We start from the raw sequence: 19,960 nt of genomic DNA, 5'->3' as shown, positions 1-19,960 counted from the left end.
TTCTTGATCTTGAGTTTTTCACCCCCAAATCCCCTTCAGGCGAGGCGCTCCAAAGCTTGCCTCCCCACGATTCCCGCCCCACCTTTAGGTCATGAGTGACCGTTCGACCGGCCTGGCCCCTTCGAAGCTGACCGCCGTCCTGGGGCCCACCAACACCGGCAAGACCCACCTCGCCGTCGAACGGATGCTGGGTCACGCCTCGGGCATGATCGGCCTGCCGCTGCGCCTGCTGGCGCGCGAGATCTATGACCGGGTGGTCAAGCTGCGCGGCAAGGCCTCGGTGGCCCTGATCACCGGCGAAGAGAAGATCGTCCCGGCCCGCGCCGCCTATTTCGTCTGCACGGTCGAGGCCATGCCGCTGGGCCGCGAGGTCGAGTTCCTGGCCGTCGACGAGATCCAGCTGTGCGCCGATCCCGAGCGCGGCCACATCTTCACCCACCGCCTGCTGCATGCGCGCGGCAAGTTCGAGACCATGTTCCTGGGCTCGGCGACCATGGCGCCGCTGGTGCGCCGCCTGCTGCCGGACGCCGAGATCGTCGGGCGCGAGCGGTTTTCCAACCTCTCCTATGCCGGCTCCAAGAAGCTGACCCGCCTGCCCCGGCGGACGGCGATCGTCGCCTTCTCGACCGACGCGGTCTACGCCATCGCCGAGCTGATCCGGCGCCAGCGCGGCGGGGCGGCGGTCGTGATGGGCTCCTTGAGCCCCCGCACCCGCAACGCCCAGGTCGCGCTTTACCAGTCCGGCGAGGTCGACTTCCTGGTCGCCACCGACGCCATCGGCATGGGCCTGAACATGGACGTCGACCACGTGGCCTTCGCTGGCCTGCGCAAGTTCGACGGCAAGCGCACGCGCTGGCTCTATCCGCAGGAGGTCGGCCAGATCGCCGGCCGGGCGGGCCGCTACACCCGCGACGGCACCTTCGGGGTGACCAGCGACTGCGAGGAGATCGACGAGGACCTGGTCGAGGCCGTCGAGAGCCACACCTTCGAGCCGATCACCCAGGCCGAGTGGCGCAACGCGCGACTGGACTTCGGCTCGCTGCCCGGCCTGCTGCGCTCGCTGAACGAGACGCCGGGACGCAAGAGCCTGTCGCTGTCGCAGGAGGCCCTGGACGAGCGAACCCTGCGCGCCCTGGCCAAGGACGAGGACGTCATCAAGCGCTGCAAGACCGACCGCTCGGCCCTGCTGCGGCTGTGGGACGTCTGCCAGACGCCGGACTTCCGCAAGACCACCGACGACGACCACCAGCGCATGGCGCGCACCCTGTTCGACGACCTGACCACCGGCCGCAAGCGCCTGCCCGAGGACTGGATCAACAGCCAGTACAAGGCGCTGGACCGCGTGGACGGCGAGATCGACAGCCTGGCCGCGCGGCTGTCGGGCGTGCGCACGCTCAGCTACATCGCCAACCGCCCGGACTGGGTGGCCAACCCCGCCCACTGGCAGGGCCTGACCCGCCAGCTCGAGGATCGGATCAGCGACACCCTGCACGAGAAGCTGATGGCCCGGTTCATCGACCGCCGCACCAGCGTGTTGATGAAGCAGTTGGGCGAGCGCGAGACGCTCTATGCCGGGGTCGGCCAGGACGGCGAGGTCACCGTCGAGGGCCATGTGGTCGGCCACCTGGCGGGCGTGGCCTTCACCCCGGCCAAGGCCAACTCGCCGCTGGAGGAGAAGGCCCTGCGCAACGCCGCCCAGCGCGCGGTCGGGCCCGAGATCGCTCGCCGCCTGGGCCTGTTGGCCAGCGAGGCCGACGACGCCTTCGCCTTGACGCCCGACGGCGCGATCCTGTGGCGCGGCGAGGTGGCGGGGGCCGTGCGTCGCGATTTGCCCCTACTCTCACCCCGCGCCCGCCTGCTGGGCGAGCTGGGTCCCGCCGCCGCCCGCGAGCGAGCCGAGCGGCGGCTCGACGCCTTCCTGGCCGCCCAGGTCGACAAGCAGCTGGCGCCGCTGCGCAAGCTGGAACGGGCGCTCGGCGGCGGCGAGCTTCGCGGCCTGCCGCGCGGCGTCGCCCACCGCCTGCTGGAGGCCGGTGGCGTGCTGGACAAGCGTCCGGTCGATCCGGAGCTGAAGGCCTTGAGCCAGGGCGAACGCCGGACGCTCAAGGGCCTGGGCGTGCGGATCGGGGCGTTCAGCCTCTACAGCCCGGGCGTCCTGCGGGCCGAGGCCATCGCCTGCGCCCGCGCCTTGAACCCGTCCGGCTGGCGCGGGGCGCTGACGACGCTGGAGCCCCTGCCCAAACCCGAACCCAGCGCCCGCGAACTGGCCGCCAGCGGGCTGCGCGCCGTGGCCGGCTTCAGTATCCCGGTCGAGGCGCTGGAGAAGCTGGACACCCTGCTGCGCGCCGAACAGAAGCTGGGCGGCGTGGTGCTGACCGAGGCCGCGCTGACCGAGCTGGGCTGGACCGACAAGCAGGCCGCCGCCGTGCTGCGCGCCCTGGACTACACGCCGGCGATCCGAGCCCGGCCGAACCAGCCCATCGTCTGGAAGCGGCGCGGAGCGGCCAAGCTGGAGCAGAAGCCGGTCGAGGCCCGGCCGGACTCGCCGTTCGCGGCCCTGGCCAAGCTGACCGAGCCGCCGCCCCGGCGGAAGAAGCCGCGCCGCCGCAAGCCGGCCGCGACGCCGAAGAAAGCCGCGTCATGACCCACGACGACGCGATCAACGACGCCGTCCGCTCCGATATCTGGCTGTGGCGGGCGCGGTTCTTCAAGACCCGCTCCCTGGCGGCCAAGTTCGTCGACGAGGGCCGCATCCGCGTGACCCGCTCCGGCGCCGAGAGCCGCCTCGACAAGCCCTCACGCACCGTGAAGCCGGGGGACCTGCTGGTGTTCGGCCTGGCCGGGCGGCTGATCTCGATCCGGGTGCTGGACTGCGGCGAACGGCGCGGCCCGGCCACCGAGGCGCGCGGCCTTTACGAGGCCGTCGAGGGCTAGACGCCGCCCTGCGATCCGCTACCTTGGGTGGAGTTTCGTGCGGAGGGGTTGATGGCGTCGCGTCTATTGCTTGGCTTGGCGGGCCTGGCCTTGCTTCTGGCCTCCCCTGTCCACGCGGCCGAGCCTCCGCCGCCCATCCGAGCGTTCGAACTTCCCGACCTGCAGAAGCTGGGCCTGGCGCTCTATCGTCAGGACATCGCCGCCTGGCGCGCCACCGATGCCCTGCGCGCCAAGGTTCCGGACCTGGCCGCCGCCGGCGTGAAGGGCTGGCTGGTCGAGGACGACGGCAAGATCGCCAAGGTTCGCTTCCTGCGCGATACGGGCGCGGGCCTGGAAGCCGGCTATGACGTCGAGGTCACCAGCAAGGGCGCCGGCGCCGTGGTCGAGCCCTCCGACCGCGCCCTGACGGCCGAGGAGCGGACCATGTTCGCCGCCCGCCAGACGGCGACGGCCAACCTGCCGCCCAAGCTATGCCGCGCCGGCTACAACAGCGCCATCGTCAAGGACCCGGACGGCGACGGCTGGCTGGTCTGGATGCTGGCGCCCAGCCCGGCGGCCGGGGCGATCCCGGTCGGCGGCCATTTCCGCTTCACGATCAGCGCCGACGGCAAGACCGTGGAGCGCCGCGACGCCCTGTCGGCGAGCTGCCTGGTGCTGCAGCCACCGCAATTGCCGCCAGGCGCGCAGCCGGCGGGCCTCGTGGCCAGCCACATCGTCTCGCCGACGCCGATCGAGACGCACGTCTTCCTCAGCCTGCTCTATCGGCAGCCGTTCTACGTGGTGACCGGCAAGGACCAGGTCTGGTCGGTCTCGGGCCCGCGCATCGCGCCGGTCCAGCTCAAGAACTAGGCCCGGAACCCCTTCAGGAACCCCGCCACCTCGCTGGCCGGCATCGGCCGGCCGAAGTGGTAGCCCTGGACCTGGTCGCAGCCATAGTGCTCCAGCGCCTTCAGCTGGGCGGCGTCCTCGACCCCTTCGGCGACGACCTTCATGCCCATGGAGGTGCCCAGGGTGATGACGGCCTTCACGATGGCCTCGTCCTCGGTGTTCTGGACGAAGGACTTGTCGATCTTCAGGCGGTCGATCGGGAACTGGCGCAGATTGGCGAGACTGGCGTAGCCGGTGCCGAAGTCGTCGAGCGCGATCATCACCCCGGCGTCGTGCAGCTGGCGGACGGTGTCGCTGACCAGGTCCGAGCCCCAGCCCATATAGACGTTCTCGGTGACCTCGATGGTCAGGCGCTCGCACGGCACGTTCCAGCGGGCCAGGCGCTCCTGGATCTCCTCGGCCAGCCGGCCGCTGCGGAACTGGGCCGAGCTGATATTGACCGCCACGCGGCCGAACTCGACGCCGTCGTCCAGCCACTGGCGCATCTGGCGCAACGCCGACTCGAAGGCGACGTCGCCCAGCTTCAGCGAGAGGTCCTGATCCTCGAAGGCGGCCATGAACCGTGCCGGGGTCAGGATGCCCTGCTCGGGGTGCGCCCAGCGCATCAGCCCCTCGAAGCCGGCCACCTTGCCTTCGCGGATGTCGACGACCGGCTGATAGAACAGCGTGAACTCGTTCTCGGTCAGCGCCGCGCGCACGTCGCGCAGCAGCTCGATCCGCTGCTCGACCTCGGACCGCATCGACGGCTCGAACACGATGCTGCGGTTGCGGCCCGCTTCCTTCGCCCGATAGAGGGCGATGTCGGCGTTCTTGATCATGTGGGCCGGATCGGCGTCCGGATCGCCGTGCAGGGCCGCGCCGATGCTGGCGCTGGCCGTGAAGCTGCGGCCGCCGTGCTCGATCGGGCGGCGCAGCAGGTCCTGCAGCGTCTTGATCGGCCGCAGCATGTCAGCCTCGCCGTGCAGGCCGCGCAGGATCACCGCGAACTCGTCACCGCCCAGGCGCGCGACCGTATCGCCGGCGCGGAAGGCGTGCTGCAGCATGCCCGCCAGGCGCTTGAGCAGGGCGTCGCCGGCGTCGTGGCCGAGGGTGTCGTTGATGTCCTTGAAGTGATCGACGTCGATCATGATCAGGCCGAACATCTCGCCCAGCGTCTCCGACGCCGTCACCGCTTCCTGGAAGCGATGCTGGAACAGGGCGCGGTTGGGCAGGCCGGTCAGCGGATCGCGGAAGGCCAGGGTCTCGATCGCCTCGGTATGACGGCGGCGGTCGGTGATGTCCTTGAACAGGTTGACCAGCTTCTCGGGCTGGCCATCCGCGCCGATAAAGACCTTGCCGACCGAGCGGACCCAGGTCTCGACGTCGTCGTCGCGATTGAGGCGGAACTCGAACACCCGCGCCTCGCCCAGCTTGCGGCTGGCCACGGCGTCGGCGCAGCGCTGGCGGTCCTCGGGATGGACGATCTCCAGCGGATCCTTGTCGAACTCGCAGTATTTGCGCAGTTCGGAGTCGACGCCGGAGAAATAGACTTCCTTGGTGCGCAGGTCGTATTCGCGGACCAGCAGCTCATCCAGCTCCAGCGCCATGGTCAGGCGCTGCTTGTCGCGCTCGGCGCGCAGGACGCTCTCAGCATAGCCCGTGACGTCGCGGGCCGTGACCATGACGGCGTAGGTCTCGTCGACCTCGCGGCAGGCGCTGAACTCGGTGCGCCAGACGTGCTGGACGCCATGCGGGTCGATGGTCGGCAGATAGCGCGAAAAGGCGATGCCTTCCTCGGCGCAGGCGAACAGCGAGGCGATGTCCTCGGACGCCACGATGCCGCCGGCCGCGGCGTCGTCGCCGATCGACAGGCCGCCGGCGATGCCCTGATCGCTCCATTCGCGGCTGACGGCGACCAGGGTCAGGTCGCGATCCAGCAAGGCGGCGGCGAACGGAATCTCGCGCACGAACTCGCCGAACGCGCGCGCACGCGCCCTGGCTAGGGCGCGTGTTCCGCTGTCGGCTTCCATGGTCGGCTGGATAGCCAAGGCTTCAATCTTCATCGTGTCGGGTTTCCGACTTTGTTTTTATTGGGCGTTTCCCGAGCGGCATAATCATGTTCGTTCAATAAGAAATGGTTTGCGTCGAGACGGCGCGTTGTCGCGCGGCGGGGCGTCTCAGGACGTGCTAAGGTGTTCAGAAGGAGACGCGTCCTGGCCGCGTCTTGAGAATTCCTGGGCGTCCAGGCCAGTAAGCCGCATTGACAAGCGGCCCCTGGGCTTCGAAAACGCGCCCCGCCGACACCCGTCCGACCATTAGAGTTTTCGATGACCTACATCGTCACCGACGCCTGCGTCCGCTGCAAGTTCATGGACTGCGTGGAGGTGTGCCCGGTCGATTGCTTCTACGAAGGCGAGAACTTCCTCGTCATCAATCCCGACGAATGCATCGACTGCGGCGTCTGCGAACCGGAGTGCCCGGTGGACGCCATCAAGCCGGACACCGAGGACGAAGCCGACGGCAAGTGGCTGAAGATCAACGCCGACTACGCCAAGGTCTGGCCGAACATCACGGTCAAGGGCGAACCGCCCGCCGACCGCGAGGAATTCGAGCGCGAGACGGGCAAGTACGAGAAGTACTTCAGCGAAAAGCCGGGCACGGGTTCCTAACCCCAGCCCCGAATTCTCAAGCTTGAACCGGCGCCGCAATGCGAAAGCTTGGCGGCGCGTTCCCGCCTGCTGGGACGCAACCCTTTCATAGGGCTGAATTTTATGCTATTGTCGCTGCCGACGTGACGGTTGCGGCTAATCGCGACGGTCCGTCTTGTCAAAGAAGCCGGTTCGAGAAGCCAATCTCAACCGGCTCGCCCGATCGAAGGCGAAGGGTGTCTTAGAGATCTATTCCAAATCCTGACTGGCTTGGCGCCGCGCAACCACCATTCGCGGAGCGCGAAGCCGTCGTTTTTGATTTGGAACGGAACACGGCGTTCGGACCTGGCAGGTCCGTATTGAAGAGGACGAACATGAGCAAGAGCGGTCTGGAATTCTCGGTCGGCGATCACGTCGTTTATCCCGCGCACGGCGTGGGCACCATTCAGGCGGTCGAGACCCAGGAAGTGGCCGGTATGTCGCTCGAAGTCTACGTCATCACCTTCGACCACGAAAAGATGACGCTGCGCGTCCCGACCAAGAAGGCCAAGACGGCCGGCCTGCGTCCGCTGGCCGAAGGCGGCACGGTTTCGCAAGCCCTGACGACCCTGAAGGGCCGCGCTCGCGTGAAGCGCACCATGTGGTCGCGTCGCGCCCAGGAATACGAAGCCAAGATCAACTCGGGCGATCTCATCTCGATCGCCGAGGTCGTTCGCGACCTGCACCGCGCCGAGAACCAGCCGGAACAGTCCTATTCTGAACGCCAGCTGTATGAATCGGCCCTGGACCGCATGGCCCGCGAAGTCGCCGCCATCGAGCGCATCGACCGCGAAGCCGCCATCGGCATCCTGACCAAGTCGCTGGTCAAGGCCGCCTAAGCGGTTCTTCCAGAGCTGGACTACGAAGACGCCCTCCGCCCAGCGGAGGGCGTTTTTGTTTGGGCGCTCGGCAGGCGGCGGCGCGAACCGCAAGTCCACCATCCGGTCTAACTGCTCCGCGCCGGCCTTTGTGGTGTCCTGACGGCCAAGGCCTCGCCGCGCGTGGCCGCCGAGAAGGGACCACCGATCATGGCCGTCGTCACCGCCGGGAGCGCCTTTCCGCTCGATTTCCGCCTGCTGGACCTGTCGGGGCTGCTGGCCGGGACCGCCACGACGCGCACCTCGACCAGCCTGGTGATCAACTACGGCGGCGGCGACCGCGACGAGTTCTACGGGACCGGCTTCACCTACAACGCCTTCGGCGAGCCGACCGGCGGCACGATCACCGGCTATCGCGCCTATGAGAGCGGCTCTCTCGTGGCGATGGTCGAGGGGGCCTCGGCCTCGGCGGCCCAGTTCATGACCTTCGTCAAGAACAACGACACGACCAACGGCGTCTTCTACATCCTCTCGGGCGACGACCAGATCTCGGGCTCGGCCTTCGCGGACTACCTGGCCGGCGGCGCGGGCAACGACACGCTGTCGGGCTTCGGCGGCGACGACACCCTGATCGGCAATTCCGGCAACGACAGCCTGATCGGCGGCGCGGGCGTCGACACCGCCGCCTATGGCGCCGCGGCCGAGAACTTCACCCTGACCCGGACCGCCAAGGGCTGGACCGTCACCGACAAGACCGGCGCGTTCGGGAACGACACGCTGACGGAGATGGAGCGCATCCAGTTCTCCAACAGGCTGGTCAATCTGGAGACCACCGACACCACGGTGAACAGCTACGCGACCAACCTGCTGCGGACGGGTTCGGCCAGCGAGATCTCGACCCTGGTCGCCAACGGCCTGAAGACCAACGCCGAAGCCATCCTCCAGCTGATCAAGGAAGCCGGCGCTTCGACCTCGGTGGCGACGCTGGCCTACCAGTTCTTCACCGGCAAGATCCCGGGGCAGGGCGGCGTCGACTACCTGGTCTCGCCGACCGGGCCCAACCCCAACAATCTCAACAGCGCCTACTACCAGAGCTTCAACCTCGAGAACCGCTACATCAACTTCGCGGTCAACCTCGGCAAGCTGGGCGAGGGCAAGGCGCAGTTCGACGCGAAATACGCCGCCCTGACGCTCTTCGACGCGACGCGCGAGGCCTACAAGACGATCTTCGGGATCACGCCCACCGACGCCAAGATCCACGCCCTGATCGACACTCGCACCGACTACTTCGCGGCCTATGGCGGCGACGGGGCCAACGGACAGGGAACCAAGGCCGCCATGGTGGGCTGGCTGCTGGCCGAGGCGGTCAAGGCCGATGTCGGCATGTACGCCAAGGCCAACGACGCCTTTCTGACCGACCTCGCCGACGGCGCGGCCTTCGCGATCGACCTGGTCGCCGTATACGGCAAGGCCGAGTACGCCAATTTCTGACGCCGCGGGCGAGCCCGCCCGATGTGGAGCGGCGCGCAACCAGACGCCGCTTGTCGCGATCTGGAAACCGCCGTCATATGGTCGTTCGCGACCGTACGGGCGCCCTCCGGGGGAGGCGTCGAGGACGGCCCGGATCGTGCGCGGAGACCTCGTGGAGTCCGGCCCTCTGAAGCGTCTAGATGGGGCGACCTCGCTGGCTCAGCGCTTGAGCCTGCTGACCGTCCTGTTCCTGGCGCCGATCATCATCCTGCTGTCGACCATGACGGCCTACGCCCTGCGTGACATCACTTTCACCGAGCGCGAGGTGCGTGGGGCGACGCTGCTGGAACAGGCCTGGCCGATCGTCGCCGGCCAGACGCTGCCCGCCGCCCCGCGCCCCGATCTCGACGCCCTGAAGGCGCCGGCCAAGAACCTCGGCGTCGAGGAAGAGCTTCAGGCCTTCGCCGTCGCCCAACCCGACAACCGCGCCGAGGCGGGCGCGGCCCTGATCGGGGCGATCGCCGACGCCTCGAACCTGACCCTGGACCGCGACTTGGCCCGCTTCTACCTGGGCGACGCCTCCACCGTCGGTCTGCCGGCCCTGTGGGTATCCATCCACCGCCTGGACCAGGCCGCCACCCTGCCCGCGCCCCTGGCCGGCCGCCGCGAGCGCATCGTCGCCGCGTTCGAGCGCCTGAACACCCAGTCCGAGATCCTGGACCTGGCCCTCACCAAGGCCGCGCGCCATCACCCGGACTCCGCCGTCACCGAGCAATTGAAGGCCCGCCGCGCGCAGATGGCCCTGGCGCGGACGGCCGTCATGGCCCAGCGGGACGCCGTGGCCGCCGGCGGACAGCCCGATCAGACCCGCCTGCGCGCCGCCGCCAGCGACGCCTGGGCGACCAGCGCCGGCCAGCTGCGCGCCTCGGTCAAGCAGGAGCTGGACCTGCTGACCATCCGCTTCGCCCTCAGCCTGGCGCTGGTCGCGGTTTCGGTCGCCGGCGCCCTGGCCCTGACCGTCACCATCCATCGCGGCATCAACGGCCGGGTCAACGACCTGATCGTGGCCATGTCACGCCTGATCGGCGGCGACCTCTCGGTCGAGGTTCCCCACCTAGACCAGCGCAACGAGTTCGGCCGCATCGCCGAGACGGTGCTGGCCTTCCGCGAGAGCCAGGCCGAGCGCGCCCTGCTGGAGGAGGAGGCCGCCGCCGCCGCCCGCGCCAAGTCCGAGTTCCTGGCCAATATCAGCCACGAGATCCGCACGCCCCTGAACGGGGTGATCGGTGGGACCAGCGCCCTCTCAGGCACGTCGCTCAGCCCCGACCAGCGCCGGATGGTCGACCTGATCCGCGCCTCGGGCGCCGATGTCGAACGCCTTATGTCGGACATCCTGGACGTCGCCCGCATCGATGCCGGCGACCTGCGGGTGGAGCTGTCCTCGTTCGACCTGACCGACGTGATCGAGGAGGCCGTCGCGCCACTGCGACTGCGCGCCGCCGAGAAGGGCCTAACCCTGCGCCTCGATCTCAACGCCCAGACGGACGGGCTGTTCGAGGGCGATCCAGGACGGCTGTCGCAGGTGGTGGCCAATCTCACCGCCAACGCGGTCAAATTCACCGACAAGGGCGAGGTCATCGTCTCCATCGCCACCATCCCGACCGACGCGCCGGCCACCCGCCGCCTGACGGTCGAGGTGCGCGACACCGGGGTCGGGTTCGACGAGACCCAGCTGCCGCGCCTGCTGGAGCCCTTCACCCAGGCCGACGGCTCGATGTCGCGCCGTCATGGCGGCAGCGGCCTGGGCCTGCCGATCTGCAAGGCGATCGTCGAGCTGCTGGGCGGCAAGCTGGAGGCGCGCTCACGGCGCGGCGCCGGCAGCTGCTTCCGCTTCAGTGTGCCGCTGCGCGTGGCCGCCGACGCGCCGCCCGTGCCGGCCAACGAGCCCACCGAGCGCCCGGCCCGCGTGCTGCTGGTCGAGGACCACGAGGTCAATCGCGCCGTCGTCGAACTGCTGCTGGCCCCGCTGGGCGTCCAGCTGGTCATGGCCTGCGACGGCCAGGAGGGCATCGACGCCTTCGAGGGCGACCACTTCGACCTCGTGCTAATGGACATGCAGATGCCGCGCGTGGACGGCCTGGCCGCCACCCGCCGGCTGCGCGACATCGAGGCCCGGCGCGGCAACGGTCGCACGCCGATCGTCATGCTCACCGCCAATATCGGCCCGGAGCACCAGTTGGCCGCCCTGGCCGCCGGCGCCGATGCTCACCTGGCCAAGCCGATCGACCGCGAGCGGCTGTGGAGCGTGATCATCGGCGGGTCGGCGGCGGCCTGACCCTCGGTTCCGATTGCCCTTCTCGGACGAAGCGGGCTAGCTGAGGACCAACGAGGGGACCAAGCAGCATGACCGATGCGACCGCGCCTAAGGGCGCTTCAGGGGGCGCCGTCACCCGCTTCCTGAGCTCGGCCCCGCCCTGGCTGTTCGCCCTCTACGGCGGTCTCTCGTCGTTCGCCGTCTATTTCGCGATGTTCGGCTATCGCAAGCCGTTCACGGCGGCGGCTTTCGCCCATCCGGAAGGCTGGCCCTTCGCCTTTGACTTCAAGATCGCCCTGGTGATCGCCCAGGTCGCCGGCTACGCGACGGCCAAGTTCATCGGGGTCAAGGTGATCTCCGAGATGCAGGCCAGCCGGCGGGCCATGACCATCCTGACGCTGATCTTCGGCGCGGAGATGTCGCTGCTGCTGTTCGGCACCTTGCCGACGGTCATCGGGCCGATGGCCATGTACCTGAACGGCCTGTGCCTGGGCATGATCTGGGGCCTGGTGTTCGGCTTCCTGGAAGGGCGCCGCCTGACCGAGGTGCTGGGCGCCATGCTGTGCGCCAGCTTCATCCTGTCGTCGGGCGTGGCCAAGTCGGTCGGCAAGATGCTGCTGCTGTCGAATGTCGACGAGCGCTGGATGCCCGCCCTTTCCGGCCTGATCTTCGCCCCGCTGATGCTGATCGCGGTCGTCGCCCTGGCCCAGTTGCCGCCGCCCAACGCCGCCGACGAGGCCGAGCGGGTCAAGCGCGCGCCGATGAACGCCAAGGATCGCGCGGCCCTGTTCGCCGCCCACGCCCCGGCCCTGATCCTGCTGATCGCGGTCTATGTGATCCTCACCGCGCTGCGCGACTTCCGCGACAACTTCTCGGCCGAGATCTGGGCCGAGCTGGGCTTCAAGAACGCCGCCTCGATCTTCACCCTGTCCGAGCTGCCGGTCGCGGCCATCGTGCTGGTCGGCCTGGCCGCCCTGATGGGGGTCAAGGACAACCGCCGTGCGGTGGCCTTCAACATCGGCTTCGTGGCCCTGGGCTTTGTCCTGCTGGGCGGCTCGACCCTGGCCTACCAGCTGCACGCGCTGCCGCCGGTCTGGTGGATGATCCTGGCCGGGGCCGGGCTCTACATGGGCTACACGCCGTTCAACGCCATGCTGTTCGACCGGATGATCGCCGCGACCGGCAAGATCGGGACGGCGGGCTTTCTGATCTATGTCGCCGACTCGTTCGGCTATATCGGCAGCATCTCGCTCTTGCTGGTGAAATCGTTCGCCAAGCTCGACATCGAGTGGGGCCAGTTCCTGGCCGGCGGGGCCTATATCGCCTGCGGCCTGGGCCTGGTCGGCCTGTTCTTCGCCAACCGGTTCCTGAGGACGCTCTGACATGGCGTTGCGCGCGATCAGCCTACGAGCGCGGCGGGCGCTCGCCGATTTCCTGAAGGACGAGGCCGCCGGTGGCTATGTCCTGATGGCCGCCGCCGCGCTGGCCCTGGTCGTCGCCAATTCGCCGCTGGCCCCGACCTATTTCGGCGCGCTGCACCGCTATCTTGGGCCGATGAGCGCCCTGCACTGGATCAACGACGGGCTGATGGCCCTGTTCTTCCTGCTGGTCGGGCTGGAGATCAAGCGCGAGGTGCTGGACGGCCAGCTGTCACGCCCCGCCGACGTGTTTCTGCCCGGCGCGGCGGCCCTGGGCGGGGTGATCCTGCCGGCGACGATCTACCTCGCCTTCAATCTCGGGCGCCCCGACAGCGTCGCCGGCTGGGCCATACCCTCGGCCACCGACATCGCCTTCGCCCTGGGCGTTCTGGCCCTGATGGGACCGCGCGTGCCCACCTCGCTGAAGGTGTTCCTGACCGCCATCGCCATCATGGACGACCTAGCGGCCATCGTGATCATCGCGCTCTTCTACACAGAGCAGCTGCACCTTCTGGCCCTGGCCGGCGCGGGCGTGGTGCTGCTGGTCCTAGTGGCCCTGAATCGGCTGAAGGTCATGAGCCTGTGGCCCTACCTGTTGCTCGGCGCGCTGTTGTGGGTGCTGGTGCTGAAGTCCGGGATCCACGCCACCCTGGCCGGTGTCGCGCTGGCCTTGACCATCCCGCTGCGCGCCGACGACCACTCGCCGCTGCATCGGCTGGAGCACGCCCTGCACAAGCCGGTCGCCTTCGTCGTCACCCCGATCTTCGGCTTCGCCAACGCCGGGCTGTCGTTCGCGGGAGTGGGCCTGGCGGCCCTGCTCGATCCCGTGCCGCTGGGCGTGGCGCTGGGCCTGTTCGTCGGCAAGCAGTTGGGCGTGTTCGCCGTCGCCTTCGGCCTGATCAAGGCGGGCTGGGCGCGGCTGCCACGCGGGGCCTCGTTCGGCCAGCTCTACGGCGTGGCCGTGCTGTGCGGCGTCGGCTTCACCATGAGCCTGTTCATCGGCGGTCTGGCGTTCGGCGATCCGAAGCTGATCGACGAGACCAAGATCGGCGTCCTGGTCGGGTCACTGGCTTCCGCGTTGGTCGGCATGGCCATCCTGCGGGTCGCCCCAGCCAAGGCCGACTAGCCCTCTATCCGCTCATCCCCGCGAAAGCGGGGACCCAAGCCGAACCAAGGATTCTCCCCTGAGCATGAGCAAGCCACAAGTCCGCTTGGGTCTCCGCTTTCGCGGGGAAGAGCGGGGTTTTGGGACTCAGAGATGGCCGGCCCTAGAAGAACACGTCATCCAAGTCCGCCTCAGCGGATGGCGCCTCGACGACTGCCTCGGTCGCCACTGCGGCCGCCGGAACCAGCTCGCCTACCACCGCCCGGTGCACGTCGCGCTCCTGGGCCATGCTGTACTGCTTGAACAACGCGTCGAGGCACGCGGTCAGCACCTCGTCCGGCTCGGCCTCGAACGCGGGCGGCACGCAGGGCAGAGCGTCCAGCGCGGTGGAGGCGGCTTCCAGGAGCAGGCCGATCTCGCGGCGGCAGTCCATGCGCGCGGCGGCCTGGTTCATGGCCTCGACCACCGCCCCGCCCTGCTTGGCCAGGTCGACGATCTCGCCACCGCCCGAGCCGCCGGCTTCGCGGATGCGGGTCAGGGCGGTCTGCAGCACGTCGGAAATCTCGGCCGTCGCGGGATTGCCCGAGGCTTCGCCGCCGCCAAGGCCGGCCGCGCCGCCGATCAGGGTCTCGACCCCGGCCAGGGTGCGGTCGGCGGCCACTTCCAGCTTGGAGGCGTGGCCGCGCAGCTCGACAGCGATCACGGTGATCGGCTTGCCCTGCTCGCCGATGCGCGAGCAGCGCAGGGTGGCGTTCAGGGCCATCTGGTGGACATTGACCTGGATGCGGCGGATGCCGTCGATCCGCTGGGCCAGACGCTCGGCGGCGGCGGCCACGGCCTGGCCAACCTCCAGCGCGGCCTGGTCGGCGGCGGTCATCTCCTCGACCAGGGCCAGGGCCTTGCCGACGTGGGTCTCGATCCGGCCCAGGAAGTCGCCGTCGCTGCGGTCGGCGCGGCCATAGGCCAGGTCCTGAAGCTGCAGGATCTCACGCGTGTCGGCGGCGATGCCGGCCATGTTGCGCTCGATGGCCTCCATCTCCAGACCGAAGTCTTCCATGGTGGCCGACAGCTGCGCCTTCAGCAGGGCCAGCATGGCCGAGCGGATGCGCTCGCGGCGCGCGCCGCAGAGATCGGCGTCCAGGCCGTTCAGCAGCTGCAGGCCGAACTGCACGTGCTCGGCGCGCTGGCGGGTGATGTCGCCGACCTGCAGGGCCATCAGCACCCCACCGACCTTCTTGCGGGTGTCGCGGGCCAGCTGGGCGACCTGGTTGGCCACGCCCGCCACCTGCACCCGTTGCAGGGCCAGCTGGGCGGCGTTGGCCTCGATGGCGTCGGGAGTGTCCAGGGCCAGTTCGGCGCAGTGGACCCGCAGGTTGCTCTCGTAGATCAGGGCCGAGCGCAGGTCGTGGTCCAGCAGGCGCAGGTCCTCGTCGAACGACTCCAGGTGCTCGCGGCCCACGGCGATGCAGTCGGCGATCTCCTGGGCGAAGACGGCGAAGTCGCCGTTGTCGCCCTCGACCCCGCCGGCGGCGATCTTGATGTAGAGCGCGACCACCCGCAGGTAGGCCAGGTTCTGGTGCATGTCGACGATATGGCCGGCGAGGTCGCGGCTCATCGTCTCCAGCTTCTCCAGCGCCAGGTGGCGGCCGGCCAGGCCGTCGGGCAGCACGCGCAGGCCCGAGGCGGCCGTGGCCAGGTCTCGGGTCGTGGCGTCGACCATCGACTGGTCCATCGCCTTGGCCAGGGTCTCCAGCGAGCCGATCAGCACGCCGACGCTGCCGGTGGCCTCGGCCAGGACGTCGCCGGTCTTGAGGAACTGGCCCTCGATGGTCTTGGCCACCGCGCCCAGGCGGTCGGCGACGGCCAGGGTCTCGGGATCGGAGGCGGCGGCTTGCAGGCGCATAGCGGGTTCAGCCATGGACGGTTTCCCCTCGCTGGACAGAGGCCAGGACTTCGTTGAGGGCGGAGAACAGGGCCGCCGCCGTGATTGGTTTTTCGATATGCAGGTCCGCGCCGGCCGAGCGGCTGGCGGCGACGTGTTCTTCACCGGCATTGGCGGTCAGCATGATGATCGGGGCCCGGGCGGCGCCGCGCTCGATCTCAAGACGACGGATCTCGCGCACGGCCGACAGGCCGTCCATGACCGGCATCTGCACATCCATCAGCACCACGTCGACCGGACCTTCGGTGAAGGCGCAGACCGCCTCGCGACCGTTCTCGACGCTGACCACCTCGGCCGCGTCGGCCAGCATCAGCTCGACCACGCGACGGTTGGTCGGATGGTCGTCGGCCAGCAGGATGCGGACGGCGCGCTCGGCCTCCAGGGCGTCGGTGTCCGCGCCGCACTGGGCCGCGGCGGCGCTGCGCGGCAGCGGCAGGCTGAACCAGAACTTCGAGCCCTCATGCGGGCGGCTGTCGCAATCCAGCTCGCCCCCCATCAGGCTGACCAGCTCGCGCGAGATCGACAGGCCCAGGCCCGAGCCGCCGAAGCGGCGGGTGATCGAGACGTCGGCCTGCTGGAAGCGCTCGAAGATCCGCGCCTTCTCGATCTCGTCGAAGCCGATGCCGGTGTCGGAGACGCAGAAGCGCACCGCGCCTTCGTCGTCGCGGAAGGCGGTCAGCGAGACCGAGCCGCGCTCGGTGAACTTGGCGGCGTTGCTGATCAGATTGACCAGCACCTGGCGCAGGCGGACCGGATCGCCGGTCACCACCGCTTCCAGCTCCGGCAGGACGGCGACCGTGAAGTCGACCGGCTTCTCGCTCATGGCCAGGCGCGAGGAGTCCTCGACGGCGCGCAGCAGGTCGCCGAGGTGGAACGGCTGGTCCTCGACCGTGACGCGGCCGGCCTCGATGCGGGCCAGGTCGAGGATGTCGCCCAGCAGGCGCTCCAGCATGACGGCCGAGTTGCGGATGATGCCGACCAGCTCACGGGAGTCGTCCGGCAGCTTGTGCTTGGCCAGGAGGTCGGCGCCGGCCACGACGCCATTCATCGGCGTGCGGATCTCGTGGCTCATGTTCGCGAGGAAGCTGCTCTTGGCCAGGCTGGCGCGCTCGGCGGCGCGGACAGCCTCCTCCAGCGCCTGGGCCTGGGCCAGGCGTTCGCGGACGTCCTCGCCGACGGTAATGATGTAGCGCGCGCCCAGGTCGTCGAAAGTGGCCAGCACCTTGATGTCGAAGATGCCGCCGCCCAGGGTCTCGGGCATCCGAACCGCAGGGATCAGCCGCGTCTCGCCGGACTTCAGCGTCTCTGCTTCGGTCTGCTCCAGCAGCGTGGTCAAGGCAGGCCCGAGCAGGCTCTTTGCGTCCGTGACCAGCGCCGTCTCGGCGTCGATGCCCAGGGCGGTCTCGACCGCGCGGTTCCAAAGCACATAGCGCCCCGTATCGCTGGTCCGCACGGTCAGCGGCAGTGGCAGCGACTGCAGGACCGCTTCGGTCAGGGCGTGGGCCTCGACCTCGTCGGTCACATCCCGCGACAGGACCATCAGGGAGACCAGTTCACCGTCGCCGTCGGGCACCGGCGAGATCAAGGTCTCCCAGTAGGTTGGACCGCAGGACTCCAGGGCGAAGGTGCGGAAGCAGGCCAGCTGGCCCGTTACCGCCGTGCACAGGGCCCGCTCGACCGAGAAGCGACTCTCCTCGGGCCAGACCTCGACCAGCGGGCTCATGGCGGGCAAACAGCCCCCATGCTCAGAATTGGCGCGCTCGGCATGGGCGTGAGCGGCCGGGTTCATGGTCTCGATGCGCCCGTCCAGCGTCAGCATCCACTGGCGGAACGGCAAGGCGCCGCCCGCCCGGGTGGCGCGCAGGGAGTCGCGAAGGTCGGCGCGCGCCTCGATCATCTAGCGTTCGGTCCCGCGCAGGATCTCGCCGGCGATGCGTTGCAGCGGCAGGACGCGGTCGATGCAGTTGCGGGCGATGGCTTCCTTGGGCATGCCGAACACGACCGAGGTCGCCTCGTCTTGGGCGATGGTGAAGGCCCCGGCGTTCTTCATCTCTTCCATCCCGCACGCGCCGTCGTCGCCCATGCCGGTCATGATCACGCCCAGGGCATTGGGACCGACATTGCGGGCGGCGGAGCGGAACAGGACGTCTACGGACGGACGGTGGCGCGAGACCAGCGGGCCGTCCTTGACCGAGACGTAGTAACGGGCGCCGCTGCGCTCGATCATGGTGTGCTTGTTGCCCGGCGCGATCAGCACGCGGCCGCGCAGGACGGCGTCGCCATCCTCGGCCTCCTTGACCTCCATGGCGCACAGGCTGTCGAGGCGCTTGGCGAACGAGGCGGTGAAACGCTCGGGCATGTGCTGGACGACGACGATGCCGGGCGCGGCGGCCGGCATGGCCTCCAGCACCTCGCGCAGGGCCTCGGTGCCGCCGGTGGAGGCGCCAATGCAGACGATCATCTCGGTCGTCTTGGCCATCGCCCGGCTGGTGGGCGGCGGCAGCATGGCGTCGGCGGTCAGCTTCTTTTCCGGCACGACGCGGCGCGGCGGCGGGGTGCGCAGGGCCGGACGCGGCATGCGATCGAAATTGCCCACCCGCTTGGCGCGGGCCGCGCCCTTGACCGCGTCGCAGATCGTGATGCGCGCCTCGGCCAGGTGCTCGGCCACGCCCACGCGCGGCTTGAGGATCACGTCGACGGCGCCGGCTTCCAGGGCCTGGTGCAGGGTCTCGGACCCGCCCTCGACCAGGGACGAGCACATGACCACCGGCACCGGGTGCTGGGCCATCAAGCGGCGCAGGAAGGTGACGCCGTCCATGCGCGGCATCTCGACGTCCAGGGTGATGACGTCGGGGATTTCCTCGGCGATGCGCTTGGCGGCGACGAACGGGTCGGACGCCGCGCCCATCACCTCGATCTCGGGGTCGCTCTCCAGCACCGCCGTCAGGGTCTGGCGGACCACGGCGGAGTCGTCGACAATCAGGACACGGATCTTGTCGCTCATGACCGTTGGAACACCGTATGGGCGACGGGCGTGACGGGCAGGTCGACGCCGACGATCGATTCCGAATGGCCCAGGATCAGGTAACCACCCGGACGCAGGTGGTCGCACAGCGTGCCCAGCACCTTGGCCTGGGTCGGCTTGTCGAAATAGATCAGCACGTTGCGCAGGAAGATGACGTCGAAGTCGCGATCGGCCGGGAAGGCGTCGTCGAGCAGGTTCAGACGGGCTACGGAGAGCTTGGCGCGCAGCTCGGCCGCGATGCGCACCTCGGGGCGACGCGGATCCTTGGCCCGGCGCACGTAACGCGCGCGCAGGTCCATCGGCACCGGATCGATCATCTGCTCGGAGTAGCGGCCGGCCGTGGCCTGCTCCAGCACCTGGGTGCAGAGGTCGGTCCCGAGGATCGAATAGTCGATGCGGCGGACCTCGCGGCTGAACTCCTCCAGCACCATGGCCATGGTGTAGGCCTCGGCGCCGATCGAGCACGCGGCGCTCCAGATCTTGAGGGTCTTGCGACCGCTCTTGACCAGGGCCGGCAGCCCCTCTTCGCGCAGGAAGTCGAAGTGCTGCGGCTCGCGGAAGAAGTCGGTCTTGTTGGTGGTGATCGCGTCGATCAGCCGGATCTCTTCCCGCTCCAGGCCGTCGCCGTCGAACAGGTAGTCGCAATAGTCGTCCACCGTCAGGTAGCCGCTGTCGCGCATGCAGCGTCGAAGCCGCCCCTCCAGCATCGTCCGCTTGTTCGGCGGCATGCGGATGCCGCTGTAGTCGTGGATGAACTTGGCCAGCCGGTTGAAGTTGCGCAGGCTCAGCGCCTCGCTCGACGAGGGGTCCTGCGGCTTCATCTGGGCGGCGAGATTCGACAAGGGCGGGCTCCGGAGCGCCGCGTTTTGCGGCGCGAATTGAGCGAAGGGTTCAACCGACTGTTCAGGCGGCGTGGCGGAGGGCGTCGGCGTCCTGTGCGGTGAGCATGCGGGTCATCTCGAACAGGACGACGAAGCCGCTCTCGCGCCGGACGACGCCCTGGATGTAGTCCGAGCGCCACGGCACCCCGATGTCGGGGGCCGGCTCGACCTGGTCGGACCGCACGGTGATCACTTCGATCACCCGGTCGGCCACCAGGCCAAGCGACAGGAGGCGGTCGTCCAGGGGGACGTCCAGCACCAGGATCCGGGTGCTGGGGCCCGGCGCCACCGGCGCCAGGCCCAGCTTGCGGCGCAGGTCCAGGGTGGGGGTGCCCTGGCCGCGCACATCGGTCAGCCCCAGGAGGAAGGGCGGACCATCGGGGATGGCGAACGGCGCGCGGTACTCCAAGATCTCGCGGACGTAGGCCACAGGGATCGCGAAGACCTCGTCGCCCAGGCTCAGGGTCACGAACTGAAGTTCGTCAGCCGGGCGGGACAT

15 protein-coding genes are annotated in these 19,960 nt (G+C 69.0%); 9 read left to right on the top strand and 6 right to left on the bottom strand.

Features of this window, described 5'->3' with window-relative positions:
- Positions 1–91: 91 nt before the first annotated feature.
- Genes AC07NN_RS01885 through AC07NN_RS01875 form a run of 3 tightly spaced genes read left to right on the top strand, consistent with a single transcriptional unit; the run spans position 92 to position 3,783 of the window.
- Positions 92–2,644 (top strand): helicase-related protein, encoded by a 2,553-nt coding sequence (locus AC07NN_RS01885; RefSeq protein ID WP_494637450.1) that lies wholly within the window; start codon positions 92–94, stop codon positions 2,642–2,644.
- Positions 2,641–2,934, top strand: a complete 294-nt coding sequence (locus AC07NN_RS01880; protein ID WP_494637449.1) for an RNA-binding S4 domain-containing protein — start codon at positions 2,641–2,643, stop codon at positions 2,932–2,934. Before AC07NN_RS01885 ends, AC07NN_RS01880 begins: the two co-directional genes overlap by 4 nt.
- Positions 2,935–2,985: 51 nt before the next feature.
- Positions 2,986–3,783 carry a hypothetical protein gene (locus AC07NN_RS01875; RefSeq protein ID WP_494637448.1) on the top strand — a complete coding sequence of 266 codons (798 nt, stop codon included), beginning with the start codon at positions 2,986–2,988 and terminating at the stop codon, positions 3,781–3,783.
- Here AC07NN_RS01875 and AC07NN_RS01870 read toward each other — a convergent pair.
- Positions 3,780–5,864, bottom strand: coding sequence for a putative bifunctional diguanylate cyclase/phosphodiesterase (locus AC07NN_RS01870; protein ID WP_494637447.1), 2,085 nt, complete (start codon positions 5,862–5,864; stop codon positions 3,780–3,782). The two genes, AC07NN_RS01875 and AC07NN_RS01870, sit on opposite strands and share 4 nt — an antisense overlap.
- 264 nt (positions 5,865–6,128) lie before the next feature.
- Here AC07NN_RS01870 and fdxA point away from each other — a divergent pair, with 264 nt between their 5' ends.
- The 6 genes from fdxA to nhaA all read left to right on the top strand — a co-directional run bounded on the left by fdxA (position 6,129) and on the right by nhaA (position 13,634).
- The gene (gene fdxA, locus AC07NN_RS01865; protein WP_494637446.1) at positions 6,129–6,470 is read left to right on the top strand and encodes a ferredoxin FdxA; all 342 of its coding nucleotides are present in this window, start codon (positions 6,129–6,131) and stop codon (positions 6,468–6,470) included.
- Positions 6,471–6,823: 353 nt separating this feature from the next.
- Positions 6,824–7,327, top strand: coding sequence for a CarD family transcriptional regulator (locus AC07NN_RS01860; protein ID WP_494637445.1), 504 nt, complete (start codon positions 6,824–6,826; stop codon positions 7,325–7,327).
- 189 nt (positions 7,328–7,516) lie between these two features.
- The gene (locus AC07NN_RS01855; RefSeq protein ID WP_494637444.1) at positions 7,517–8,797 is read left to right on the top strand and encodes a hypothetical protein; all 1,281 of its coding nucleotides are present in this window, start codon (positions 7,517–7,519) and stop codon (positions 8,795–8,797) included.
- A gap of 136 nt (positions 8,798–8,933) precedes the next feature.
- Positions 8,934–11,111 (top strand): ATP-binding protein, encoded by a 2,178-nt coding sequence (locus AC07NN_RS01850; RefSeq protein WP_494637443.1) that lies wholly within the window; start codon positions 8,934–8,936, stop codon positions 11,109–11,111.
- Between the two features lie 68 nt (positions 11,112–11,179).
- Positions 11,180–12,472 carry a DUF5690 family protein gene (locus AC07NN_RS01845; protein WP_494637442.1) on the top strand — a complete coding sequence of 431 codons (1,293 nt, stop codon included), beginning with the start codon at positions 11,180–11,182 and terminating at the stop codon, positions 12,470–12,472.
- Position 12,473: 1 nt separating this feature from the next.
- Positions 12,474–13,634, top strand: coding sequence for a Na+/H+ antiporter NhaA (nhaA, locus tag AC07NN_RS01840; protein ID WP_494637441.1), 1,161 nt, complete (start codon positions 12,474–12,476; stop codon positions 13,632–13,634).
- A gap of 142 nt (positions 13,635–13,776) precedes the next feature.
- Here nhaA and AC07NN_RS01835 read toward each other — a convergent pair whose 3' ends face one another.
- From AC07NN_RS01835 to AC07NN_RS01815, 5 genes are all read right to left on the bottom strand, one after another.
- On the bottom strand, positions 13,777–15,531 hold the full coding sequence (locus tag AC07NN_RS01835) for a hypothetical protein (protein ID WP_494637440.1): 1,755 nt from the start codon (positions 15,529–15,531) through the stop codon (positions 13,777–13,779).
- Positions 15,524–17,452, bottom strand: a complete 1,929-nt coding sequence (locus AC07NN_RS01830; RefSeq protein ID WP_494637439.1) for an ATP-binding protein — start codon at positions 17,450–17,452, stop codon at positions 15,524–15,526. The genes AC07NN_RS01835 and AC07NN_RS01830 overlap by 8 nt, the downstream gene beginning before the upstream one ends.
- Complete coding sequence (locus AC07NN_RS01825) at positions 17,453–18,559, bottom strand: protein-glutamate methylesterase/protein-glutamine glutaminase (RefSeq protein ID WP_494637438.1); 1,107 nt, start codon at positions 18,557–18,559, stop codon at positions 17,453–17,455.
- Positions 18,556–19,422: a CheR family methyltransferase gene (locus AC07NN_RS01820; protein ID WP_494637437.1), complete on the bottom strand. Its 867-nt coding sequence runs from the start codon at positions 19,420–19,422 to the stop codon at positions 18,556–18,558. The genes AC07NN_RS01825 and AC07NN_RS01820 overlap by 4 nt, the downstream gene beginning before the upstream one ends.
- Positions 19,423–19,483: 61 nt before the next feature.
- Entirely contained in the window at positions 19,484–19,960 is a 477-nt protein-coding gene (locus AC07NN_RS01815) for a chemotaxis protein CheW (RefSeq protein WP_494637436.1), read from the bottom strand.

The sequence above is a fragment of the Caulobacter sp. GW821-FHT09H08 genome (genome assembly GCF_059415885.1).
Note: the sequence above shows the minus strand (reverse complement) of the source record. Positions and strands in the feature narration are given on the sequence as shown.